The organism is Streptomyces sp. NPDC002144, from assembly GCF_053593695.1.
The window spans coordinates 126,140-149,422 of the sequence record NZ_JBSFDB010000002.1 but is presented as its reverse complement, the minus strand read 5'-3'; the positions used below and the strand labels follow the sequence as shown (position 1 = coordinate 149,422).

General features: G+C 72.6%; 24 protein-coding genes. 14 read left to right on the top strand and 10 right to left on the bottom strand.

The annotated features are described in order from the left end of the window. Positions 1-23 precede the first annotated feature (23 nt). The 3 genes from ACWCQ1_RS03150 to ACWCQ1_RS03140 are packed head-to-tail and all read left to right on the top strand — an operon-like array spanning position 24 to position 2,060. Positions 24-527, top strand: coding sequence for a GNAT family N-acetyltransferase (locus tag ACWCQ1_RS03150; RefSeq protein WP_451025713.1), 504 nt, complete (start codon positions 24-26; stop codon positions 525-527). 51 nt (positions 528-578) lie between these two features. Then, entirely contained in the window at positions 579-1,034 is a 456-nt protein-coding gene (locus tag ACWCQ1_RS03145; protein ID WP_358600128.1) for a hypothetical protein, read from the top strand. Positions 1,035-1,085: 51 nt separating this feature from the next. After that, positions 1,086-2,060, top strand: a complete 975-nt coding sequence (locus ACWCQ1_RS03140; protein ID WP_358600125.1) for a MerR family transcriptional regulator — start codon at positions 1,086-1,088, stop codon at positions 2,058-2,060. A gap of 7 nt (positions 2,061-2,067) precedes the next feature. Here ACWCQ1_RS03140 and ACWCQ1_RS03135 read toward each other — a convergent pair whose 3' ends face one another. Further along, complete coding sequence (locus tag ACWCQ1_RS03135; protein ID WP_358600122.1) at positions 2,068-3,441, bottom strand: cryptochrome/photolyase family protein; 1,374 nt, start codon at positions 3,439-3,441, stop codon at positions 2,068-2,070. A gap of 75 nt (positions 3,442-3,516) precedes the next feature. Beyond that, a complete protein-coding gene (locus tag ACWCQ1_RS03130) occupies positions 3,517-5,046 on the bottom strand; it encodes an SDR family oxidoreductase (protein ID WP_358600120.1) in 1,530 nt (509 codons plus the stop codon). A 209-nt stretch (positions 5,047-5,255) separates the two neighbouring features. Here ACWCQ1_RS03130 and ACWCQ1_RS03125 point away from each other — a divergent pair, with 209 nt between their 5' ends. The 5 genes from ACWCQ1_RS03125 (at position 5,256) to ACWCQ1_RS03105 (ending at position 9,243) form a co-directional block, all read left to right on the top strand. Beyond that, entirely contained in the window at positions 5,256-5,423 is a 168-nt protein-coding gene (locus ACWCQ1_RS03125; protein WP_165955108.1) for a hypothetical protein, read from the top strand. Between the two features lie 116 nt (positions 5,424-5,539). Next, entirely contained in the window at positions 5,540-7,300 is a 1,761-nt protein-coding gene (locus tag ACWCQ1_RS03120) for a SulP family inorganic anion transporter (RefSeq protein ID WP_358600117.1), read from the top strand. A 5-nt stretch (positions 7,301-7,305) separates the two neighbouring features. Continuing rightward, positions 7,306-8,118 carry a hypothetical protein gene (locus tag ACWCQ1_RS03115; protein ID WP_451025712.1) on the top strand — a complete coding sequence of 271 codons (813 nt, stop codon included), beginning with the start codon at positions 7,306-7,308 and terminating at the stop codon, positions 8,116-8,118. Next, positions 8,115-8,624, top strand: a complete 510-nt coding sequence (locus ACWCQ1_RS03110; protein WP_451025711.1) for an RDD family protein — start codon at positions 8,115-8,117, stop codon at positions 8,622-8,624. Before ACWCQ1_RS03115 ends, ACWCQ1_RS03110 begins: the two co-directional genes overlap by 4 nt. Positions 8,625-8,682: 58 nt before the next feature. Continuing rightward, positions 8,683-9,243: a DUF1269 domain-containing protein gene (locus tag ACWCQ1_RS03105; RefSeq protein ID WP_451025710.1), complete on the top strand. Its 561-nt coding sequence runs from the start codon at positions 8,683-8,685 to the stop codon at positions 9,241-9,243. A 446-nt stretch (positions 9,244-9,689) separates the two neighbouring features. On the opposite strand, the gene ACWCQ1_RS03100 is transcribed toward ACWCQ1_RS03105, so the two are convergent. The 4 genes from ACWCQ1_RS03100 to ACWCQ1_RS03085 form a co-directional block, all read right to left on the bottom strand. Continuing rightward, positions 9,690-11,054 carry a diacylglycerol/lipid kinase family protein gene (locus ACWCQ1_RS03100; protein ID WP_451025709.1) on the bottom strand — a complete coding sequence of 455 codons (1,365 nt, stop codon included), beginning with the start codon at positions 11,052-11,054 and terminating at the stop codon, positions 9,690-9,692. A gap of 15 nt (positions 11,055-11,069) precedes the next feature. Then, complete coding sequence (locus ACWCQ1_RS03095; RefSeq protein ID WP_133048502.1) at positions 11,070-11,492, bottom strand: DUF7144 family membrane protein; 423 nt, start codon at positions 11,490-11,492, stop codon at positions 11,070-11,072. Further along, the gene (locus tag ACWCQ1_RS03090; RefSeq protein ID WP_133048503.1) at positions 11,489-11,923 is read right to left on the bottom strand and encodes an SHOCT domain-containing protein; all 435 of its coding nucleotides are present in this window, start codon (positions 11,921-11,923) and stop codon (positions 11,489-11,491) included. The genes ACWCQ1_RS03095 and ACWCQ1_RS03090 overlap by 4 nt, the downstream gene beginning before the upstream one ends. A gap of 106 nt (positions 11,924-12,029) precedes the next feature. Further along, entirely contained in the window at positions 12,030-12,692 is a 663-nt protein-coding gene (locus ACWCQ1_RS03085; RefSeq protein WP_133048504.1) for an HdeD family acid-resistance protein, read from the bottom strand. 198 nt (positions 12,693-12,890) lie between these two features. Here ACWCQ1_RS03085 and ACWCQ1_RS03080 point away from each other — a divergent pair, with 198 nt between their 5' ends. After that, positions 12,891-14,297 carry a DUF2252 domain-containing protein gene (locus tag ACWCQ1_RS03080; RefSeq protein WP_358600099.1) on the top strand — a complete coding sequence of 469 codons (1,407 nt, stop codon included), beginning with the start codon at positions 12,891-12,893 and terminating at the stop codon, positions 14,295-14,297. Positions 14,298-14,308: 11 nt separating this feature from the next. On the opposite strand, the gene ACWCQ1_RS03075 is transcribed toward ACWCQ1_RS03080, so the two are convergent. Then, positions 14,309-14,506 (bottom strand): hypothetical protein, encoded by a 198-nt coding sequence (locus ACWCQ1_RS03075; protein ID WP_133048506.1) that lies wholly within the window; start codon positions 14,504-14,506, stop codon positions 14,309-14,311. Between the two features lie 136 nt (positions 14,507-14,642). Then, a complete protein-coding gene (locus ACWCQ1_RS03070) occupies positions 14,643-17,324 on the bottom strand; it encodes a LuxR C-terminal-related transcriptional regulator (RefSeq protein WP_358600095.1) in 2,682 nt (893 codons plus the stop codon). A gap of 232 nt (positions 17,325-17,556) precedes the next feature. On the opposite strand from ACWCQ1_RS03070, the gene ACWCQ1_RS03065 reads away from it, so the two are divergent. The 3 genes from ACWCQ1_RS03065 (at position 17,557) to ACWCQ1_RS03055 (ending at position 19,558) form a co-directional block, all read left to right on the top strand. Further along, positions 17,557-17,640, top strand: coding sequence for a putative leader peptide (locus ACWCQ1_RS03065; RefSeq protein WP_356764168.1), 84 nt, complete (start codon positions 17,557-17,559; stop codon positions 17,638-17,640). Positions 17,641-17,810: 170 nt separating this feature from the next. After that, the gene (ssuE, locus tag ACWCQ1_RS03060; RefSeq protein ID WP_358600092.1) at positions 17,811-18,365 is read left to right on the top strand and encodes an NADPH-dependent FMN reductase; all 555 of its coding nucleotides are present in this window, start codon (positions 17,811-17,813) and stop codon (positions 18,363-18,365) included. Between the two features lie 47 nt (positions 18,366-18,412). Then, a complete protein-coding gene (locus ACWCQ1_RS03055) occupies positions 18,413-19,558 on the top strand; it encodes an LLM class flavin-dependent oxidoreductase (protein ID WP_358600089.1) in 1,146 nt (381 codons plus the stop codon). Positions 19,559-19,564: 6 nt separating this feature from the next. Here the strand turns inward: ACWCQ1_RS03055 and ACWCQ1_RS03050 are convergent, their stop codons facing one another. Both ACWCQ1_RS03050 and ACWCQ1_RS03045 read right to left on the bottom strand, forming a co-directional pair. Further along, complete coding sequence (locus tag ACWCQ1_RS03050) at positions 19,565-20,482, bottom strand: class I SAM-dependent methyltransferase (protein ID WP_358600086.1); 918 nt, start codon at positions 20,480-20,482, stop codon at positions 19,565-19,567. 63 nt (positions 20,483-20,545) lie between these two features. Then, the gene (locus tag ACWCQ1_RS03045; protein ID WP_133048511.1) at positions 20,546-21,619 is read right to left on the bottom strand and encodes an acyl-CoA dehydrogenase family protein; all 1,074 of its coding nucleotides are present in this window, start codon (positions 21,617-21,619) and stop codon (positions 20,546-20,548) included. A gap of 98 nt (positions 21,620-21,717) precedes the next feature. On the opposite strand from ACWCQ1_RS03045, the gene ACWCQ1_RS03040 reads away from it, so the two are divergent. Together ACWCQ1_RS03040 and ACWCQ1_RS03035 are read left to right on the top strand one after the other, a co-directional pair. Next, positions 21,718-22,074 (top strand): YciI family protein, encoded by a 357-nt coding sequence (locus ACWCQ1_RS03040; protein ID WP_133048512.1) that lies wholly within the window; start codon positions 21,718-21,720, stop codon positions 22,072-22,074. Next, entirely contained in the window at positions 22,074-23,270 is a 1,197-nt protein-coding gene (locus ACWCQ1_RS03035) for an RNA polymerase sigma factor (protein WP_358600082.1), read from the top strand. Before ACWCQ1_RS03040 ends, ACWCQ1_RS03035 begins: the two co-directional genes overlap by 1 nt. Positions 23,271-23,283: the final 13 nt, after the last annotated feature.

The following is a 23,283-nucleotide window of genomic DNA, read 5'->3' as shown; positions in this document are numbered from 1 at the left end:
GCCCCCTGAAAGGCAGGAGCCCCGTGCCCGACGTGATCGTCCGCCCCGCCACCGCCGAGGACCGCCCCACCGTCGAGCGGTTATGGCTGCTGTTCCGTCATGACCTGTCCGGATTCATGGGTGTCCTGCCCAACCCCGACGGGACCTTCCGCAGCGACTGGGTCGATGCCGCCTTCACCGAGGAAGGGTGGGCACCGTACCTCTTCCTTCGTGACGAACGGCCCGTGGGGTTCGCGTTCGTCCGCGGGCTGAACGGCCCGACACGCATGCTGAACAGCTTCTTCGTCGTGCGGGGCGCGCGCCGCGAGGGCATCGGGACACGCGCGGTTCGTGAGGTGGTGCGGCGCCACCCCGGCCCGTGGGAGATCGCCTTCCAATACGAGAACGAGCCCGCCGTCACCTTCTGGCGCCGCGTCGCCGCCGCCCTCGCCCCGGACGCCTGGACCGAGGAGACCCGCCCGGTCCCGGACCGCCCCGACCTGCCGCCGGACGTGTGGATCTCCTTCGACGCGGGCGCTCGCGTCTAGAACATTCCGGGCATGGGTGGAAAAGCCGCGGACCGGGACACACATAGGCCTATGAACCAGCACACCGACGGCCCTGACCAGGCCCACCGGCGCCCCGACGGAGTCTCCGACACCACGGTGGACGCCCTGGGCGCCCTGTCGAAAGCACTGGAGACCACCGAGCGAGCACGCGGCCACCTGTACGCCTTCCACCAGCTGACCGGTGGTGCCGACTTCGAACTGGACCGAGCCGTGAAGCTGCTGCGCGAGGCGGGACACGGTGAGTGGGCGGAGCGCGTGCGGCAGGAGGTCCTGGGCCGCAACGTGATCCCGGGCCACTGGACGTTCCAGGTCGTCGAGGCCTACAACTCGACCTATTACGAGCCCTTCAAGGCCATCGAGTCCCAGGCGCGCGATGAGCTGGCCGACGGCAAGGACCATCTCTTCGAGGCCGAGCTGAAGGAGAAGCGACGCACCGGCGGCCACCCGCACCACACGGCCCGGCCGGACACCGGCCCGGTGACCTGAGATGCCACGAGGCCGGGAACTTGCGTCGTTTCTGCCTCGTATAGTCCTGTCATGAGCCAGGCTCCCGTTTCCCTGACGACCGGTTCACTGGCCCGTCGGCTGGGCGTGTCGCCCACCACGCTGCGCTCCTGGGACCGGCGCTACGGCATCGGCCCCGAGGTCCGGGCGGACGGGCGGCACCGGCGGTGGAGCCCCCGGGACGTCGCGGTGCTCGAGGCGATGTGCCGTCTGACCTCGTCGGGGGTACCGCCCGCCGAGGCCGCGCGCGCCGCCAAGAAGACGGCCGGCGCGCCCTCGGACACACCCGCGCAGCCCGTGGAGCCGGCGGCACCGGAACGCTCGAAGGCCGCCGGCTCGCTGCCCCTCGGAGACGTGCGTCTGGAGTGCCGGGGGCTGGCCCGCGCCGCCGTACGCCTGGACGCCCCGGCCGTCGAGGAGCAGCTGACCGGGGCGGTGGCGCGGTACGGAGTCGTCGTCGCGTGGCAGGAGGTGATGGTGCCGACCCTGCACGCCGTGGGCCGCAAGTGGGCGTCGTCCGGCGACCGCTACGTGGAGGTCGAGCACCTGCTCTCCTGGCATGTCTCCACCGTCCTGCGGCGCAGTACCCGGCCCCCCGCACCAAGTGCCGAGGCAGCGGTCACCGGGCCCGTGCTGCTGGCCTGCGTACCCGGCGAACAGCACACCCTGCCGATCGAGGCGCTCAACGCCGCGCTGGGCGAACTCGACGTGCCCACCCGGATGTTCGGCGCCGCCGTACCGGCGGAGGCGCTCGCGGCGGCGGTGCAGCGCCTGGGACCGTCGGCCGTGGTGCTGTGGGCGCAGGCGCGCTCCACCGCGAGTGCGCCGTTGGCCGGTCATCTGGCCGGCACCCAGTGGGGGATGAAGGGCGCACGCCGTCGGCCCGTGGTGGTACTCGGCGGACCCGGCTGGTCCGGCCGGTCGGCCCGCGGCATGCTCAGGCCCTCCAGTCTCGAGGACGCCCTCGCCGTCCTCTCCGGCACACACCGCACCGAATCACCGCGGTAGACAGCGCTCAGTCGCCGCCGCGCCCCTGCCTGAAGCGGGCGAGACCGGCGGAGAACTCCACCACGGGATCCGGGTAGTCGTCGATGGCGGCGCGGTCCAGGCCCTGGAGCTTCCACGGCTCATGCACCGCGGGGCCCTCGACGGCGGCGAGCTCGGGGACCCAGCGGCGGACGTACGCCCCGTCGGGGTCGTAGCGCCTGGCCTGGGTGACGGGGTTGAGGACACGGTTGGGGCGGCTGTCGGTGCCGGTGCCCGCCATCCACTGCCAGTTGAGCTGGTTGTTGGCCACATCGCCGTCGACCAGGAGCTCCAGGAAGTGCCGGGCGCCCACCCGCCAGTCGACGTAGAGGGTCTTGGTGAGGAAGCTCGCGGTCAGCAGCCGTCCGCGGTTGTGCATCCAGCCCTCGTGGCGCAGCTGCCGCATCGCCGCGTCGATCACCGGGTAGCCCGTGCGGCCCTCCTTCCAGGCCCGCACGTCCTCGCGGGCGGTGCGCTCGGAGCGCCAGCGGTCGCGCTTGGTGCGGTAGTCGGCGCCGGCGGCGGCGGGGCGCGCGGCCAGCACCTGCCGGTGGAAGTCCCGCCAGGCGAGCTGCCGTACGAACGCCTCCGCGCCCGGGCCGCCCGCCGCGCGCGCCCGGTGGACGAGCTCGACGGGGGAGAGCGTGCCGAAGTGCAGGTGCGGCGAGAGACGGGACGTGCCGTCGCCGGCCAGGTCGTCGTGCCGGTCCTCGTACGACGCGATCCCGGCACCCAGCCACGAGGCCAGGAGCCTGCGGCCCGCCGTCTCCCCGCCCTCGGCCAGCCCCGCCGAGAGCCCCTGAAGGCCCGTGCGCGAGGGAAGCTCCTCGGAGCCGACGCCGTCCGGGACGCGGAGGCCGCGCGGCGCCGCCAGCGCCTCACGCAGGTGCACCCCGGTCCACTGCCGGTAGTACGGGGTGAAGACGGCGAAGTGGTCCGAGGAAGCCGGGGTCAGCGCCCCGGGCGGCACGGCCGTGGTCACGGTGTCGTGGACGTGCAGCCGCCGCCCCTCCGCCTCCAGCGCGCGGCGCAGCCGCAACTCGCGCCGGTGCGCGTACGCGCTGACGTCGGCGGCCATGTGCACCTCGTCGGCGTCCGTCTCGGCGGCCACCTTGCACACCTCCTCGACGACGTCACCGGAGCGCACGATCAGCCGGCCGCCGCGCTCGCGCAGCCCGCCGTCGAGATCCCGCAGACAGTCGGCGAGGAACGCGAGCCGGTTGGACGCGGCGAACCCCGCGCCGGTCACGCCCCTGTCCCGGACGAAGAGCGGTACGACCTCGCGGGACGAGTTCGCCGCCCGCAGAGGCGGGTGGTCGTGCAGGCGGAGATCGGCGGTGAACAGGACGATCGAGACGTTCATGGTGGTGCTCCGGGGGCGGGTGTACGGCGTTTCGGTGACATGCTTCCGACGCTGTGGACACGGCGGATGCGGCCGTCAACCGCTGGGTGCGTGTTCCCTCGCTGGGGTGACCGGCTCGCGGGCCGCCGCGAGGGCGATGTTGCGGGCCATGCCGCCGAAGACGACGGCGTGGAAGGGGGAGACGCTCCACCAGTAGGCGTGCCCGAGCAGCCCGTGCGGATGGAACAGGGCCCGCTGTACGTAGCGGGTGCGGCCGTCGGGACATGTCCCGACGCGCATCTCCAGCCAGGCGAGTCCCGGCAGGCGCATCTCGGCGCGCAGCCGCAGCAGACGGCCCGGCTCGATCTCCTCCACGCGCCAGAAGTCCAGCGAGTCGCCGGCCCGCAGCCGGGCCCCGTCACGGCGCCCCCGGCGCAGTCCCACACCGCCCACGAGCCGGTCGAGACGGCCCCGCACCGCCCAGGCGAGCGGGAAGGAGTACCAGCCGTTGTCGCCGCCGATGCCCTCGATCACCCGCCACAGGGCCTCCGGGGAGCCGTCGACGAACACCTCCCGCTCGTCGCTGTACAGGCTGCCGCCCGCCCAGTCGGGGTCGGTGGGCAGCGGGTCGCTGGGCGCACCGGGCACGGACGCCGAGGACCAGCGGGTGGCGACCCGGGCCTCACGGACCCGCTGCAGGGCCAGCCGTACGGCCTCGTCGAAACCGATGGGATGCCCGGGAGGGTCGGGCACGTACCGGACGATGTCCCGCTCGTGGCAGACGACCTCGTGGCGCAGCGACTCGGTCAGCGGTCGCGCGATCCCCGCCGGGACCGGCGTGACCAGCCCGACCCAGTGACTGGACAGACCCGGGGTGAGGACGGGCAGCGGCACGATGATCCGCCGGGGCAGGCCGGCCACGGCCGCGTAGCGCAGCATCATCTCCCGGTAGGTCAGCACGTCCGGACCGCCGATGTCGAAGGCGCGGTTGACGTCGGCCGGCATCCGGGCGCTGCCCACGAGCTGGCGCAGCACGTCGCGCACGGCCACCGGCTGGATACGGGTGCGCACCCAGCTGGGAGTGATCATCACCGGCAGGCGTTCGGTGAGGTAGCGCAGCATCTCGAAGGACGCCGAGCCCGAGCCGATGACGACGGCCGCCCGCAGCACGGTGGTGGGCACCCCCGAGTCCAGCAGGATCCGGCCCACTTCGGCCCGGGAGCGCAGATGCGGCGACAACTCCCGCTCCGGGACGCCCGAGGGTGTCAGACCGCCCAGATAGACGATGCGCCGCACGCCCGCGGCCCGGGCGGCCTCGCCGAACAGGCGGGCGGCCCGGCGGTCGGTCTCCTCGAAACCCTCGCCCGTGCCCAGGGCGTGCACCAGGTAGTAGGCCACGTCGACTCCGCGCAGGGCCACGGCGACGGAGCCGGCGTCCGTGACGTCGCCCCGCACCACCTCCACCCGGCCGGCCCAGGGGTGGTCGCGCAGCTTGCCCGGCGACCGGGCCAGGCAGCGCACGCGATGACCGGCGGCGAGAAGCTCGGGCACCAGCCTGCCGCCGATGTACCCCGTCGCCCCCGTGACCAGGCACCTCAGACCCGGTGCGTCCTCGTCAGCGTTCATCGGCTCCAGTCCCTCCGCGGAAGTTGCCCTCCCCGAGATCACTTCCACTGTCGCCGCCGTCGCGGATGCAGCGCCTCCGCAGCCGCCCGCGCTCACCCCTGCCGACAGGTCCAACCGTCAACAGTGGACATGTCCGCGCCGATAGGGGGCACGCGAACACTACGCAGCCGTTGTCGGAAGTCGAGGTTGAAACTGGAGGTGCTGCTGCTATGGGCGCGAAGGTGTTGGAGCGGTTTCCTGCGGGAGCTCCGCGCGGATCGTGGCCGGCAGAGGAGTACGCGGCGAGGCGCCGTGCCGAGGGCGAACCGGCGACGGTCGTCATGGACCTGAAGTCCGACGCGTTCCTCGTGGTGATCCCGAGCGGCGACGAGGACTGAGCGGGCCTCTGCGGCTCCGGTCACCCGCTGGGGGTGAGGCCGTGGGCGTCGGGACGGTCGATTCTGCGAGGGTACGGCCGACCGGGGCATGACGCCTCCCGCCGGAAGGAGTGCCCGTGACCACCGGCAGCGACACCCACTGGGCGGTGGACCGGTTGCGGGCGGTCCCCGGGGTGCGCACGCTGTCGGACTACCGGCGGCCCTGGCTGGTCAAGGACGTGGTCGCCGGGGCCGCCCTGACGACGCTGCTGGTGCCGCAGGGCATGGCGTACGCCGAACTCGCGGGTCTGCCGCCCATCACGGGTCTGTACACGACGATCCTCTGCCTGCTCGGCTACGCGGTGTGCGGTCCCTCCCGGATCCTGGTGCTGGGCCCCGACTCCTCGCTCGGACCGATGATCGCCGCCGCAGTCCTGCCCCTGGTCACGGCGGGCGGCGATCCGGACCGGGCGGTGGCGCTCGCGTCGATGCTCGCCGTCATGGTCGCCGGCATCATGATCCTCGCCTCCGTGGCGCGGCTCGGTTTCATCGCCGACCTGATCTCCAAGCCGACGATGATCGGCTACATGAACGGTCTGGCCCTGACGATCCTCGTCGGTCAGCTGCCCAAGCTGCTGGGCTTCAAGGTCGAGTCGGACAGCCTCATCGGGGAATGCGCCGGCCTCGTCCGCAAACTCGCCGACGGGGCGACCGTGCCGGCCGCTGCCGCCGTCGGAATCGGCGGACTGGCGCTCATCCTCGTGCTGCAGCGGTTCCTCCCGAAGGTCCCCGCGGTGCTCGTGATGGTCACGCTGGCGATCCTCGCGTCCTCGGTTCTCAGCCTCGGTGAGCACGGCGTCCGACTCGTCGGACCGCTGCCGGAGGGCTTCCCGCCGTTCACGGTGCCGCATGTGAGGGTCGATGACCTCGCGCCGCTGTTCGGCGGTGCGCTGGGCATCGCCGTGGTGTCGCTCGCCGACACCATCTCCAACTCCTCGGCGTTCGCGGCCCGCACCGGTCAGGAGGTCCGCGGCAACCAGGAGATGGCGGCGGTCGGGGTCGCGAACCTGGCGGCGGGCCTCTTCCAGGGCTTCCCCGTTAGCGCGAGCGGCTCCCGTACGGCCGTCGCCGAGCGCGCGGGCGCCAGGAGCCAGCTGACCGGGGTCGTCGGAGCGACCCTGATCGTGCTCATGCTGGTCCTGGTACCGGGCCTCTTCCGCAACCTCCCCCAACCCGCCCTCGCCGCCGTGGTCATCGCCGCGTCGCTCTCGCTGGCCGACCTTCCCGGGACCGTACGGCTGTGGCGGCAACGGCGGGTGGAGTTCCTGCTGTCGGTCGCGGCCTTCCTCGGTGTGGCCCTGCTCGGGGTGCTGCCCGGCATCGCGATCGCCGTCACGCTCTCCGTCCTCAACGTCTTCCGGCGCGCCTGGTGGCCGTACGACACCGTGCTGGGCAGGGTCCCGGGCATCGAGGGCTACCACGACATCCGTTCCTATCCCGAGGCCGAGCGGCTGCCCGGGCTGGTGATCTACCGGTTCGACGCGCCGCTGTTCTTCGCCAACGCCAAGACCTTCCGCGACGAGGTGCGCCGGCTGTCCGCCAGCAGCCCGCCGCCGCGCTGGATCGTGATCGCGGCGGAGCCCATGACGGACGTGGACACGACCGCCGCCGATGTCCTGGTCGATCTCGACGTGGCGCTCAACGCCCGGCACGTGCATCTCGTGTTCGCCGAACTCAAGGACCCGGTGCGGCGGAAGATCGAGCGCTACGGGCTCACCCGCACCATCGATCCGGCCCACTTCTACCCCACCGTGGAGACCGCCGTGGCCGCCTTCCGCCGGCACACCGGAGCCGAGTGGGCCGCCGGGGCCTCCACGCCAGCACTCGGTGAGGGGTGAGCGCGATGAGCGTTCCCGACAGCCCGACCCCGTCCGAGCCGTCGCCCGACGGCGCCTTCCTGCACGCCACCCGGCTGGCGCTGGGCCTGACGGACCTGGCCGTACGGACCGCGGCGAGGGCAGGAGGCGTCCGGGTACGCGAACGGCACCCGACCGCCGCGGCCGCTTCCGACGCGGCTCTCGGCCTTGCCCTGGAAGCCCAACACCGGCTGTCCACGGCCCTGTTGGGTGCCGCGGAACGGACCGCGCCCCGTACCCGGGCGGCCGTGCGCGGTCTCGTGCCGTCCGGTGCCACCGATGCCGTCGGCCGTCGTGTGGCCCACTGGAGCGCGCGTGGCGCTGCCGAACGCCTGCGGGCGCGGAACGAGGCGCTGTCGGCGGCCCGGAGCCTCGTACAGGTGCTGGCGGCGGCCGTCCTCGACGAGATCGACCTCGACGCGGTGGCCGACCGGCTGGATGTCGACCGTGTCGCGTCCCGGCTCGATGTCGACCGTGTCGCCTCCCGGCTCGACGTCGACCGTGTCGCCTCCCGGCTCGACGTCGATCGTGTCGCCTCCCGGATCGACATCGACGCGGTGCTCGCCCGGGTCGACCTGGTCACGTACACCGAACTGGTCCTGGAGGAAATGGACATCGGCCGGGTGGTGCGGGACACGGGCGGAAGCATCACGGCGGAGACGCTGGACGCGTTCCGGGAACAGAACGCGCGCGCCGACCGGCTCGTGCAGCGCATCGCGGACCGGCTGCTGCGCAGAGCGGACACGGATTCCACCGACCGGCCCGCCGCCGGGCCCGTTCCCCGGGCGGAGGCGCTGTGACAGCGGCGACGCGCCCGCGGGGCCTGCCGGTCGTCCAGGGACTGCCGGCCGGGATCGTGTCGCGTACGGTGGCCGCCGCCGTGGACGTCCTCGTCCTGCTCGCGCTCCTGCTCCTGCTCGAACTCGGCTATGCGACGGCGCGGTTCCTGCTGACGGGACCTCCGTTCTCGTTCCCCGACCCCGATCCCGTGGTCACCGCCGTCCTCGGTTACGTCCTCTTCGTCGCCTATCTCGCGGGCAGTTGGTTCCTCGGCGGTCGCACGGTCGGGGACCAGATGATGGGCCTGCGGGTGACCGGCCGTTCGGGGCGACGGATGTCTCCGGGCAGGGCCCTCCTGCGTGCCGTGCTGTGCGCGCTCGTGCCCCTGGGGCTGCTGTGGATCCCGGTCAGCCGACGCGGCGCCTCCCTCCAGGACCTCGTCGTCGGCACCACCGTCGTACACGACTGGTACGGCAGCACCGGCCCCCGCCTCGGCGGCCCGGGCGGGCTCACCTCCGGAGGGTGAGGCGCGGGCGGGGCCGATCGGGCTTGATGAGTCCCGGGCGGGGGAGAGGAGAGACGCCATGACGACACTCGGGCCCGTGCAACTGGTGACCCTCGGGTTCGGTCCGGACGCGCAGTTCGAGGGCCGTGTCCTCGAAGAGCTCGGAGCGCTGGAGAGCAGCGGGCAGATCCGTGTCCTCGACGTGCTGTTCCTGCAGAAGGACGGCGAAGGGGACACCGTCGGACTCGACTACCGGGCCGAGGGCATGGGCGAGATGATCGAGGCGCTGCTGGGGCTGGCCCCGCACTTCGAGGAGGCGACGTGGGCGGAGGCCGGCGCGGGGCAGGAGGCGGACGGCCCCGCACCGAAGGACGTCGGGTTCACCCCGGACGACCTCAGGTCTCTCACCCGGGAACTGCTTCCGGGCACCTCGGCCGGGTTCGTCCTGCTGGAACACCTGTGGGCCAAGCACCTGCGCGAAGCCGTCCGTGAAGCGGGCGGCCTCCCCCTCGCGGAAGGGTTCCTCACGCCCGAAGCCCTCGCCCCGGTGGCGGCCGAACTCCTCGCGACGACCCAGACCGTCGACGACCTGACCGCCGCGCAGGAGCCCGCCGGGCGACCGCACGACCGGCCTCTGTGACACAACTCCCCGCGCTGTCAGGGAGCTTGGCCCGAGCCGTACGCCGAACCGGCGTACCGCTCGGGCCGATTCGGGTCAGGTGGCGGGGCGCCCCGTCGGCGGTGCGGGGCGGGGCGGCCCGGGGCCTGGGGCAGGCGGGGTTAGTGTGCGGGGCCGTCGGGGATCGTACGGTCGGCCTTTGTGGCGCGGCTCCCTGTGTTGTCAGGGGGTTTGGCCCGGGGGGCGTCGAACCGGCGTGCCGCTTGGGTCGATTCGGGTGAGGTGGCGGGTGCGCCGCGTCGGTGGTGCGGTGCGGGGCGGCCCGGTTCGGGCCTTGGCGCGTGGGGTGAGTGTGCGGGGCCGTCGGGCGACCGTACGGTCGGCCCTTGTGGCGCGGCTCCCCGTGTTGTCAGGGGGGTTGGCCCGAGTCGTACACCGAACCGGCGTGCCGCTCGGGCCGATTCGGGTCAGGTGGCGGGTGCGCCCTGTCGGCGGTGCGGGGCGAGGCGGCCCAACCCGAGCCTCGCCACCCGTGGCCAGTCCGCGGGGCCGCCGGACGCCGGCACTCCGGGCCGGTGACGCGGCACGACCACCCGCAGTGCCGCGGGGGCGGACCGGCACACCACCGGTGCCGGCAGCGTGACGTACTCCCCGTCGATGCCGACCGCCACGGCGTCCGAGTCCGCATCGACCACGACTTCCTCGGCGTTCAGCCGCAGGACCGACCCGGACCGCGGGCCGCGCACCAGACGGGCCGCCTGAGCGGTGTTGCCGACGCGGACGCACAGTACGCCGAGCCGTCCCGAGTCAAGCCGTTCCCGGCGTCCCGGATGGGCCGAGTCGACCGCGCGCCGGTAGGGGTTGTTGCTGACCAGGAGCGCCTGCAGGCCCTCCGCCTCGGAGCCCCCGGCCCGCATGCGCAGCGCGGGCGCGTCCTTGCCGGTGAGGAGTTCGGGAAGGGTCTGCAGGGCGGTGTGCACCTTGGCGTCCCGGTAGGCGGGGTCGGCGACCACGGACGCGTAGGTCCCGAAGGAGGCGTTGTTGACGAACACCCGGTCGGCGGCGAACCCGAGGTCGACGCGGAGCTCCACGCCGTCGGTGAGTGCCTCCAGGCTCGCGGCGGGATCCTCCCGGTCCAGACCGAGGTCGAGGGCGAAGTGGTTGCGGGTGCCGGCGGGGATCACGGCGAACGGCACGTCGTGATGCGCCGCCACCTCGGCCACCAGCGCCTGGGTGCCGTCCCCGCCCGCCACGGCCAGCAGATCGGCCCCCTCGGCCACGGCCCGGCGCGCGAGCTCCACGACGTCCTGCCCCGGCTCGAGCAGCACCACCCGGGCGCCCGCCGCCCGCGCCTTCTCGGCGAGATGGAACCGGTCCACCTTGCCCCCGCCGGAACGCGGGTTCATCAGGATCCAGGGGCTGTGCGGGGTCTCGGCCGTCCTGGGCTGCCGGGCGGTGTGCGAGGGTGCCAGCGCGGTGTGCGCCGCGGCGACGGCCAGGGCCCACAGGGCCAGCGACAGCAGGGCGGGACCCAGCATGCCGGAGGACGCGTACAGCGCGAGCACGGCCAGGGGCGCGGTCACCGACAGCACGACCCCGAGGACACGCAGCACACCGGTGTGGGCCAGCGTCCACCACACGCCGACGGCGGCGAGCGCCAGGCCGGCGAGGCCGACCAGCACCCACAGCACGCTGCGCAGACCGGCGACGATCAGCGGCACGAGCACGCTGCCCAGCAGGGCGAGCAGCGCGACCCGTGCCCTGAGGACACTGCCCGAGGGCGGGTCCGCCGCAGGCCTCGTGCTCGCGCCCGAGCCGCGGTGCCGACCCATGTCCGCACCCGTCCGTCACATCGCGGAGGTGTCGTCCCGCCGGACCACGCACAGGGCCCAGATGATGAACCCCGATATCGCGATCATCACGACCGACCACACCGGGTAGTACGGCAGCGAGAGGAAGTTGGCGATGATGACGAGGGCCGCGACGCCCACGCCTGCGACACGCGCCCAGGTGGACGTCACGAACAGTCCCATGCTGACGATCACGGCGACCACGCCGAGGGCGAGGTGGACCCAGCCCCAGCCTGTGAGGTCGAACTGGAAGACGTAGTTACGGGTGTTGACGAAGACGTCGTCCTCGGCGATCGCCATGATCCCACGGAAGATGGCGAGGAGGCCGGCGATCGTCAGCATGACGGCGGCGAAGGCCGTCAGGCCGGCGGCCCAGTTCTGCTTCGTCGAGGGAGCGTGTGCGGTGTGCGTGGCGGTCATCCTGAGTACCTCGTTCCACTGAGCACCAGGTCCTTGGCCCTGGCGTACTCCTGGTCGGTGATGTCGCCGCGGGCGCGGATCTCCGACAGCCTGGCGAGTTCGTCCACGCTGCTCGACCCGCCGCCGCTTCCGGCGGTCCTGCGGATGTAGGAGTCGAACTCCCGTTGCTGCGCCTGTGCCTGTGCCACCTCACGGCGGCCCATGCTCTTGCCGCGGGCGATCACATAGACGAACACCCCGAGGAAGGGCAGGAGGATGACGAGCGCCAGCCAGCCGGCCTTCGCCCAGCCGCCCATGTCGTCGTCGCGGAAGATGTCGACGACGATCCGGAAGAGCAGGACGAACCACATGATCCACAGGAAGAACACCAGCATGGACCAGAAGACGCTCAGCAGCGGATAGTCGTACGCGAGGTACGTCGGCGTGCTCATGGCTCTCCTCCGTCCCGGGCGGCCGCACGGCCGCCTTTCTCTGCCTTCTCAGCGTGCCCACGGCAAGAAGCGGACGGCCTCACCCGGTGCGGGTGAACAGGGGGCGTCAGGTCGCCGACGAGGGGCCCGGGCCGCCCATGACGCCCGACCTGCGCAGAGCCGCCCGCCAGGCGAGGGCGAGCACCAGCTCCATCAGGCCCAGCAGGACGAGCCACAGACCCAGCAGCCGGGTCAGCGCGCGGGCCGACTCGGTCGGCAGGGCGAGGACCACGACCCCGGCGAGGATGCCGAGCACCGCCGCGCCCAGGACGAAGCCGCGGTGCGGCAGGTCCTCGGCGGTGATCGCCGTGTAGAGGGTGAGGATCCCGGACACGAGCCAGAGGACCCCGACGACCAGCGAGAGCGCGGTCACGGTCTGCAGCGGGTTGCGCAGGCACAGCACTCCGGCCAGCACGTACAGCACGGCGATGAGCAGTCCGGCGATCCGCTCGCCGATCCCCTGCCCGGCGAACAGCGCCACGAATCGGAACGCCCCGTTCACCAGCAGGTACAGGCCGACGAGGACGGCCAGGACATGCAGGGTCTCGTCCGGCCAGACCAGCACCAGCAGGCCCGGTACGAGCGTCGCGACCGCGGACCCCAGGATCCAGGTCCAGGAGCGGCCGAGCTGCTCCAGGGCCCGCTCGGTGCCGTCCGCCTGCCCGCGGACCGCCCCGTCGGGACTCAGCTGCGGTCCGGTACGCGGTGCCGTACCACGCGGAACGGTCATGGCTCCTCCTCGCGTGGGTCGGGCGGGTCGGCACCGGACCGCCGACGGGGCGGTGTGCGGGGACCTCAGGGCAAGGGTCCTGCGCCGCACCGGCGGCCGGGTCACCCGTTCCGGGTGATCCGGGCGGCGTCGCCGTGCCGGTGGGCTGGAGGCCGCGACGCCGCGCAGCGGAACGAGCGATCTCAGGGAGGCCGGGCCATGACCGTACCGAACTTCAGCGCAGCCCTGTCGACCGCCGAGCGGGCCGCGATCGGTCGGCACGCCCGCGTCCGCGCGTCGCGTTCGTGCCACGGGTGGTTCGAGGCCGACCCCGACCGGTTCGATCCCGTCGATATGATGGAACGTCAGTCGGCTTCCTGGGTGCCGGAGTTGGTGCCGGTTCGCCACGGCCGCATGCTTCAGTCGCCGTTGTGCTTCTACCGCGGCGCAGCGGCGGTGATGGCCGCGGACCTCGGGCCCACCCCCAACACGGGTCTGGGAGTGCAGCTCTGCGGTGACGCGCACCCCCTGAACTTCCGGCTGTTCGTCTCACCGGAACGCCATCCGGTCTTCGACATAGAGGACTTCGACGAGACCTTCCCCGGACCGTTCGAGTGGGACGTCAAACGTCTGACCGCCGGCCTGGTGATCGCGGGCCGGGAGAACGGCTTCTCCCTCAGGCAGCAGAACCGGGTCGTACGGTCCTGCGTGCGGGCCTACCGGGAGCGGGTGCGCGACTTCGCCGACATGCGCACCCTCGACGTCTGGTACGCCCGGGACGACGTGGACCGGCTGCGCAGGCTGCTCGCCTCCGCGACGGACAAGGACACCGGGCGCCAGACCGCCCGGGCCGTGGCGCCGGCCCGCACCCGCACGCACCTGCAGGCGTTCGAGAAGCTCACCCGCACGACGGTCGAGGGCCGTCGCATCACTCCGGACCCACCGCTGATCACTCCGCTGAGGGACCTGGCGTCCGCTTCGTCGGGTGACGAGGAGGAGAAGATGCTGCGGCTCGTGGTGGAGGGATACGCCCGCACCCTGCCTCCCGAGCGCCGGCATCTGTTGCGCCGCTACCACCTGGTCGACATCGCCCGGAAGACGGCGGGCGTCGCCGGCGTCGGCACCCGCTGCTGGATGCTGCTCCTGCTCGGCGGGAACGACGACGATCCCCTGCTGCTGCAGGCCAAGGAGGCGCGGGAGTCGGTGCTGGCCGCTCAGATGGGCGGCGACCGCTACGACAACCAGGGCCGCCGGGTGGTCAACGGGCAGCGGCTGATCCAGGCGACGAGCGACATCCTCCTGGGCTGGACGCACGCGGTGGATCTGGACGGCAAGGGCCGGGACTTCCATGTGCGACAGCTGCACGAGTGGAAGGGCATCCCCAGGCCCCAGACCATGGACCCGGATCTGCTGAACCTCTTCGGCCGACTGTGCGGCGCCAGTCTGGCACGGGCCCACGCCCGGTCCGGCGACCCCGTCGCCATCGCCGCGTACCTCGGCGGCAGCGACCGCTTCGACCGGGCGCTTGCCGAGTTCGCGCAGTCCTACGCCGACCGGAACGAGCGGGACTTCGAGGCGCTGCGGGCCGCGGCTCGCTCCGGCCGGATCACCGCGTCGGAGCTGTGAGCCGGGCTCGCTCACTCGGGCGTCTGCCGCATCTCCAGGACGCGCAGGCCCAGCGACTGGCAGCGGGCCAGCAGCCCGTACAGCTGGGCCTCGTCGACGACGGAACCGAACAGGACCGTCTGGCCCGACATGAGGACGTGGTCCAGCTCCGGAAAGGCCTTGGCCAGCGTCTCCGACATGTTTCCCTCGACCCGGATCTCGTAGCGCATGGGCTTTGCTCCCGCGAGCGACCTGGTGCGGCGGTCTGCGCCCCGTACTGAGATCGTCCGGCCGTTCGGCCCACCCGGCCTCACCCTGCACAGGTGAACCGTCGTCCCGATCGCCGCTCGTCCGAGGAAGGCCCGGTCACAGCAGTCCCATCTCCCGGCCACGGCGTACCGCGACGCTGCGGCGGTTGACCGCCAGCTTCCGGTACAGGCTCTTGAGGTGGGTCTTGACCGTGTTCACCGACACGAACAGGTCCGCGGCGATCTCCTGGGTCGACATCATCTGGGCCAGTCGCTGAAGGACTTCGAGTTCCCGTGTGGTGAGCTCCTCCACGACGATCGGCAGGGGGAGCGGCTGAGTCCCGGCCGACCCCAGGTGCGTCGAGGCACCGGGGGTGAGCCACCCCGCCGCCAGCTCGCTCAGCGGTGCCGTGACCAGGAGCGGGCGGATCCACCGCCCGGCGTCCAGGAAGGGGCGCCGCAACTGCTCGCGCCGGGCGTCGAGGAGGGCCTGGGCGACGAGCCGATGGGCGGCGTCGGCGTCCCCGGCGGCATCCGCGGCCTGGGCTCTGACCAGAGTCGCCCGGACGGTCACCGCCGGGCCGGGCCGGCCGGCCGCGGGGACACAGTCGAGAAGGTCGACGGCCGCCTCCTCGTTGCCCACGGCCAGCTGGATACGAGCGGCTTCCACGGCGCACGACGGCTGGTCGTCGGTGAGCTGCCGCAGGACGTCGGCGGCCTGCTCGGGCCGGCCTTCGGCCAGGTAGGCGGCCGACGTCACCAGCGTCTCGTGGCTGTCCGCCCACGGCGAGGCCACGGCGGCGGCGACGTCCGGGTCCGCCGCCTCGACGGCGGCCGGGGCATTGCCCTGGGCGAGCTGGAGCCGGGCCGTCACGATGGCCCGTCCGGCGGCCGTCACCGGGTCGTGCGGCGCGACGGAGAGCTCGGCGGCCTCCTCGAGGAGGGCCCTGGCCCGGCCCAGTTCGTTGCGGTCGATGGCCACGGCGGCCAGAACCACCTGCCCGATCCCGGAGCCGGACGGCGGGGAGAGGCCGTAGCGCTCCGTCTCGCTCACCGCCTCCAGGGCCTTGTGCTCGGCCCGGGCCGGCCAGCCGTTGAGATAGTCGATCAGCGCCAGGTGCCCCATCGACTCCTCCCGTGCCAGCACGGTGGAGGCCTTGCCGGGAGAGCCCACCACCTGGGACAGCGCGGCTCGGGCGTCCTCGAACCTCCCCGCCCACAGACGTGCCGAACCGAGGTGGGTCAGCAGCAGGGCGGGAAGCTCGGGGTGCTTGTCCAAGAGGTGCGGGGGAAGTTCCGGCCGCGCTTCCTCGGCCGTCTCGGCGGCCCGCTCCGCCAGCTCGGGCGAGCCGGTCAGCCGGGCCGCGAGCGCCTCCAGCAGTGCGCGGCTGAGCTGGACGGCCGCAGGATCGCCGGCGCCGGTCGCCGGCTTGGCCTCCGCGTCGCGCAGATGGGCCAGGCCGTGCCGGAAGTCGCTGCGGGACAGGTCACGGGCGGCCCGTACGAGGTCGGTGGCGGGGCTGGTGGCCTCGGGCCCCATGTCGGAGAAGAGCCCCGTCAGGTCGTCGGAGCCCAGGCCGGTGAAGAACTGCCCGATGGCCAGGTCGTCGACGAGGGCGCCGGCGGTGAAGTCCCAGTCACCGGCGGCGGCCCCGTGCGCGAGGGTCTCCGGAAGCGAGCCCGCCCGGCGCAGCCACCGCGCGGCTCTCAGGTGGAGCTCGGATTCCAGACCGGGACGGTGTACGCGCAGATAGGTCCGCAGGATCTCCCCGAACAGCGGGTGCAGACGGAACCAGGAGTGCCCGAGCTGCTCCACGAACGCGTTGTCCCGGTGCAGGTCGGTCAGGATGCGTTCGGCGTCGTTGCGGCCGGTCAGAGAGTTCACCAGATCGGGACAGAAGCGGTCCAGCACGCTGACGCGCAGCAGCAGGTCCTGCGTCTGTTCCGGCTGCCGTTTGAGCACCTCGCCGAGCAGGTAGTCGGCGATGGTGCTGCGGTCCGCCTCGAACTCCTTCAGGTAGGCCGCCGGGTCCGGGCACTCGCGCGCGGCCAGGGCACACAGGCGCAGCCCGGCGGCCCAGCCGCGCGTGCGCTCCACCAGGGCCCGGGCGGCGGCGACCGACAGTGTCAGACCGTGCCGGTCCAGGAGCGCGACGGTCTCCTCGGGGGTGAAGGCCAGCTCGGCGTCGCGGATCTCCGTCAGCTCGCCCGCCGCCCGGTACCGGTGCAGCGAGAGCATGGGCTCGGTGCGGGTGACGAGGATCAGATGCAGCCCCTGCCCGGCATGCCGGAGGACGAACTCCAGCTGGTCCGCGATCTCCGGCGCGGTCACGCGCTCGTACTCGTCCAGCACGACGGTCAGGGCCGGACCGGCGGCGTCCAGGTCCTCGGCGATCGCCGACAGCACCCGCTGGTCCACGTGGTCCGCGTCGGTGGGACCGCCGAGCCCGTCGGGCAGGTGTCTGCCGCTGGCGCGCACGGCCTGGAGGAAGTACGCCCAGAACATGCCCGGCCGTTTGCCCTCCGCCTCGACCGTGAGCCAGGCGACCGGCTGCTCCAGACCGGCCGCCCAGTCCGCGACCAGGAGCGTCTTGCCGGCACCGGCCGGACCGTTGACCATGGCCAGCGGCGTGCGCAGTGCCCGGTCCAGGTGCTGGTTGAGCCGGTGTCGCGGCAGGAAGGTGCCAGGTCTCGCGGGCAGGGCGAAACGTGTACGCAGGAATGGGTCCCCGAGCGGATCGACGCACTGGCCGGTCGAAACCGGTTGGTCCTCGGTAGCAGCCACGGCGCTCACCACCACTGCGAGTCAGGTCATGGGCAGCGCTCCCCATCGCTCAGCATCCCATTTTCCTCGCAGATGCGCCTGGCACACCCGGCCCAATGACCTCATCGCAGGGTCGAACGGCCCAACGAAAGGCCCACGGGGCCTACGACGTGGCCGTACCGGAAACCGGAAAGGTCTCGGGTCCGCGATGCGAGATCACCACGGCTTTCCTTGACGCTTCTCGGCACCGGCTGCCACGATCGTCGACATGAAGATGCGACTGGACCTCACGCGGCGACGCCACGTCGACCTCGCACGCGTCTCCAGCGCCTCCTGTTGCTTCGCGGCCTGATCGATTTCTTGATCCGCCGCGTTTTTCTGTCTTCCCACGTCTGAATTCACCGCGCTCGCGCCTGCGCCGAAAAGGCGGCCTTCTCGAATTCGGCGTGCCCGGAAACATTCGGCCTCCGCTCCCGAGAGTGCACATCCCTGCGCCCCCCGCGCATCCCCGAAAGAGGACCCATGGCCACCGTCCTGTCCGTCTCCGGCAGCCCCTCCGCCTCCTCCCGAACCAACCGACTGCTGCGCCACCTGGACCAGCGGCTGACCGCCCAGGGCCACGAGGTGATCCCGCTCGACGTGCGCACCGTGCCGGCCGAGGCTCTGCTGGGCGCGGACTTCCGGCACCCCGCCATCGTCGAGGCGAGCGAGTTGTTCGAGCGGGCCGACGGGGTCGTCGTCGCCACCCCGGTCTACAAGGCGTCGTACTCCGGCGTGCTCAAGGCGCTCCTCGACCTGCTCCCGCAGTACGCGCTGGCCGGCAAGACCGTGCTGCCGCTGGCCACCGGCGGCTCCACCGCCCATGTCCTGGCCATCGACTACGCGCTCCGGCCGGTTCTGTCCTCCATGGGCGCAGCCCACATCGTGCAGGGCTGGTTCACCCTCGACAAGGACATCACCGTGCACGAGGACGGCTCACTGACGGTCGCACCCCCCGCTACCGAGGCGCTCACCCAAGTGGTCGACCAGTTCTCGACGGCCCTGGGCAGCCCCCGCGTGCTGGCCGCGGCGAGCTGACCCCCGCCATCGGCCGCCGTTCCTCACGCAGCCTGATCGGAGATCCCGTGTCCCTCACCTTCCACTGGTTCCTGCCCACCAACGGCGACAGCCGCCATGTGGTCGGTGGCGGCCACGGCACGCCGGCGACCGCCTCCGGTCGGGACCGGCCGCCGACGGTCGCCTATCTGAGTCAGATCGCCCGTGCCGCCGAGGACTTGGGCTTCGTCGGTGCGCTCACGCCGACCGGTGCCTGGTGCGAGGACGCGTGGCTGACCACCGCGATGGTCGCCCAGGCGAGTGACCGTCTGAAGTTCCTGGTCGCCTTCCGGCCCGGCTTCGTCTCGCCGACACTGGCCGCGCAGATGGCGTCCACCTTCCAGCGGCTCTCCGGCGGACGGCTGCTGCTGAACGTCGTCACCGGCGGCGAGAGCCACGAGCAGCGGGCCTACGGGGACTTCCTCGACAAGGACGCCCGGTACCGACGTACCGGCGAATTCCTCCAGATCGTACGGGAGTTGTGGGAGGGCAAGACCGTCGACCTGCACGGTGAGCACCTTCGGGTCGAGGACGCCAGGCTGGCCCGGCTGCCCGATCCCGTCCCCGAGGTGTACTTCGGCGGCTCCTCGCCGATCGCCGGACAGGTCGCCGCGCAGTATGCCGACGCCTACCTCACCTGGGGCGAGCCGCCCGCGCAGGTCGCCGAGAAGATCGCCTGGATCCGGGGGCTCGCGGCGCAGGAGGGGCGCACCCTGCGTTTCGGGATCCGGCTGCATGTCATCACCCGCGACACCGCCGAGCAGGCGTGGGCGGAGGCCAACCGCCTGCTGGACGGATTCGACCCCGAGACGGTGAGGAGCGTCCAGGCCGGACTCGCCCGCAGCGAGTCCGAGGGGCAGCAGCGGATGCTCGCCCTGCACGACGGCGGCAGCAGGGACGGCCTGGAGATCCACCCCAACCTCTGGGCCGGCATCGGCCTGGTACGCGGCGGCGCGGGCACCGCCCTGGTCGGCAGCCATGACGAGGTCGCCGAGCGGATCAAGGAGTACCACGCCCTGGGCATCGACGAGTTCGTCCTCTCCGGTTACCCGCACCTGGAGGAGGCGTACTGGTTCGGCGAGGGGGTCCTGCCCCGCCTCGCCGCCCAGGGACTGTGGCGGCACCCGTTCGGCGGCCCGACGGCAGCGTCGGCCCAGGTGCCGTTCGCGAGCTGAGGCGCCCTACCGGGAGCGGTTGGCCAGGGCCCGGCGCACCGTCCTCGTGAGGATCGGGGGCATCAGGTCCACGCCTATGCGCCGGGCACGGGAGCGCGGGCGCCGGGGAGCGGGCACCGAGGACGGGGCGGGAGGCGCCGGCTGCTGCGGCTCCGGCGGCGTGTAGTGCCGCGAGTGCGGGAAGGGCGGTGCCTGCATGCCCTTGTTGGCGCGGGTGCGCACCAGCCGGTGCCCGGCCGCGTCCTGCACGCTCAGACCGATGTCCGTCCGCTCCTCCAGCATCGCCAGCAGCTCCTCCTGAACCGGCTCAGGATCGCCCCACGTGCCGTACAGCTTCTGGGTGCTGAGGCATATCGGGCGCAGCCCGCGGTTGAGCACGGCCTCCCAGGTGGCGACCGAGACGCCGGGGGTGTGCTCGGAGCGGAAGTCGTCGAGGACGACGATGCCCTCCGGCAGCAGCAGCTCGCGGGCGGCCCCGATGTCGTCGCGTACGTGCTCGTACAGGTGGGAGGCGTCGATGTGGACGAAGCGGCAGGTGCCCGGTTTCACCTCCGCCGAAATCACGGAGGACGGGGCCTCCAGCACCCGGGGCAGGGTGTCGTGGAACGAGAGGTAGTTGCGCTCGAAGGCCTGCCGGGTGAGGGAGGAGTACGACTTCGCCGTCTCCGCCTGGTTGGCGCCGTCCGGCGCCTCACCCCCGAAGAGGTCGCAGACCGTGAACTCCTCGCCGTCCTGCCGGTGTTGGCCGAGCAGGATCGCGCTCTTGCCCATGTACACGCCGAGTTCCACCAGATCGCCCCGGAAGCCGCCCTTTTCCTGCCGCTCCAGGAACCAGGTGAACAGGAGCTGGTCCAGCGGAGGGAACCAGCCGGGGACGTCTTTGAGCTCGGCGGGGTTCTTGTCGATTGACTGTGCGATCGCCATGAAACGAGTCTGCTCATCCGGCGCCGGAGAAAGTGGCCGCCGACTGAATGTCCAGTGAACAGCTCAGTCGGCCCACGGCGCGGCCAGGGCGTCGAGATGGGCCCGGCGCACCTCGGCCGTCTGCCCCTGCACGAGGAGGAACATCCCCTCACGGGCGAGGCGTTGGGCGGTCCCGGCCAGATCCATGGCGCGCCCGCCGCCCGCCACGATCGCCGCGGTCGTCGCCGCGCGCATCAGGTCGTACGACCGTGTCTTGAGTGCCAGGCGTTCCTCGACGCGCTCGTGCGGGACCGGGTGTTCGGCCAGGGCGTACACCTGTCGTCGCACCTCATCGAGGCGCCCGCGCAGAGGTCGTGCCGTCTCCGCTTCCCCGGCCTCCTCCAGTACCCGCAGCGCGGCGTACGCCACACCGAAGACGGCGGGGGAGGCGTTGGTGTTGCGCGGCCGGTCCACCAGGGCGAACTTCTCCTGCGGGGTGCGCAGTACCACCGACTCCTCGGGCAGCCACAGCCCGTCCAGCTCCAGGGAGACGGTACGGGCGGCGGTGAGCGCCGCCAGCCGCATGGGCGGTGACGGGCGCAGCCCCGGCTGCTCGCGCGCCTCGGTGAAGGCGAACACGACCTCGTCCGTGCCGGTCACCCCGGCGAGCAGCATCACGTCGTTCAGGCCCCAGCCCGTGTACCAGGGCACCGTCCCCTCGAAGCGCCAGCCGCCGCGCTCGGCGCTCGCGCGGACCGGGACGCGAGGAAAGGCACGCACGTGCGCGAAGGCGATGCCCGCCAGCAGCTCCCCGGTGGCCAGTGGCCGCAACAGCCGCTCCCTGACCGGCAGTTCGGACTGCGTCAGCAGTTTCACCGGTGTGTGGTGCTGGGTCTGGACGAACCAGGTCGAGCAGCAGGCCCCGGCGAGGATCTCCATGATCTCCCGCGCCACCGCGTCGGGGGCTCCCGCACCGCCGTACTCCCGCGGCGCGCTCACGCCCAGCAGGCCCGAGCGCTTGATCGCCTCGATGTGCCCCGCCGGCACGCCCTCCTGGTCGACCCGCGCCGCCCGCGGGGCGAGGAGGGTGCCGGCGAGGGTGCGGGCGGTGGTGACGAGCGGGTGGGGTGCGGTGGCCGGGTGCGGTGCCGTGGTCATGGAAAAGATTCTCCCGATCTCGTCGTGCGCGGTGTCGATCCGGGGGAGTGGCGTTCGTGTAGGAGGTGAGAGAAGGACACGACCCCGAGGAGGACGTCATGCAGTACTACCTGCTCAGCGTGATCACGCCGGCCGACGGCACGCCGCCCGGGCCCGAGGCCATGGCGGAGATCCGCCGCAACCTCGACACCTTCCACACCGAGCTGCGCGAGGCCGGCGCCTGGGTGTTCGCGGGCGGGCTGCACGGGCCCGAGACGGCGACCGTGCTGCGCCCCAAGGACGGCGAGGTGCTGATCACCGACGGGCCGTACGCCGAGGGCAAGGAGTACCTGGGCGGCATCTGCCTCATCAAGGCGCCCGACCTGGACGCGGCCCTGGAGTGGGGCAGGAAGGCGACCCGCGCCACCACCCTGCCCATCGAGGTGCGGCCGTTCCTGCACCAGGCCGACGGCTGATGCCACAGCCCGCCGACGTCGAGGCCGTCTTCCGCGCCGAGTACGGGCGCGCGGTCTCCGTCCTCGTCCGCTTCCTCGGCGACATCGACCTCGCCGAGGAAGCGGTGCAGGACGCGTTCGCCACGGCGCTCGGCACCTGGCCGCGGACCGGCGTGCCGCCGAGCCCGGCCGGCTGGATCATCACCACCGCCAGAAACCGCGCACTCGACCGGCTGCGCCGGGAGGCGAAGCGCGACGCACGGCACGCCGAGGCCGCCCTGCTGCACACGCCCGACGCACCGGCCGAGGAGGGCCCCGTGCGCGACGACCGGCTCCGTCTGATCTTCACCTGCTGCCATCCCGCGCTCGCCCCGCAGGCCCGGGTCGCCCTCACCCTGCGCCTGCTCGGCGGCCTGACCACACCCCAGATCGCCCGTGCCTTCCTGGTGCCCGAGCCGACCATGGCCCAGCGGATCGTCCGCGCCAAGGCCAAGATCCGCGACGCGCGGATCCCCTACCGCGTGCCCCGGGACGCCGACCTCCCGGACCGGCTGCAGGGCGTCCTGGCCGTCGTCTACCTGATCTTCAACCAGGGGTACGAGGGCACACCCGAACTGACGTCGGAGGCGCTGCGGCTCGGCCGGCTGCTCGTCGACCTGATGCCGGACGAGCCGGAGGCCGTCGGCCTGCTCGCGCTGATGCTCCTCGTCGACTCCCGCCGGGACGCCCGCCAGGACGAGCACGGCGAGCTGGTGCCGCTGCCCGAACAGGACCGCGCCCGCTGGAACCGGGAGATGATCGCCGAGGGGCAGTCCCTCGTCCGACGCTGTCTGCGCCGCGACCGGCCCGGCCCCTACCAGATCCAGGCCGCCATCCAGGCCGTGCACAGTGACGCGGCCACCGCGGAGGCCACCGACTGGGGGCAGATCCTCAGGCTGTACGACCAGCTCACGGCCTTCACCCCGAGCCCGGTCGTGGCGCTGAACCGGGCGGTCGCGGTGGCCGAGACCGAGGGCCCGCGCCGGGCGCTGGAACTGGTCGACGCCCTCGACCTCGACGCGTACCACGTCTTCCACGCGGTCCGCGCCGACCTGCTGCGCCGGCTGGGCCGCGACACCGAGGCGGTGCGGGCGTACGAGGCGGCCGTCGAGCGGGCCGAGAGCCCCGCCGAGCGTGCCTACTTGGAACGGCGTCGGCGGGAACTCCTGCGGACGTGACGGGAGGGAGCCG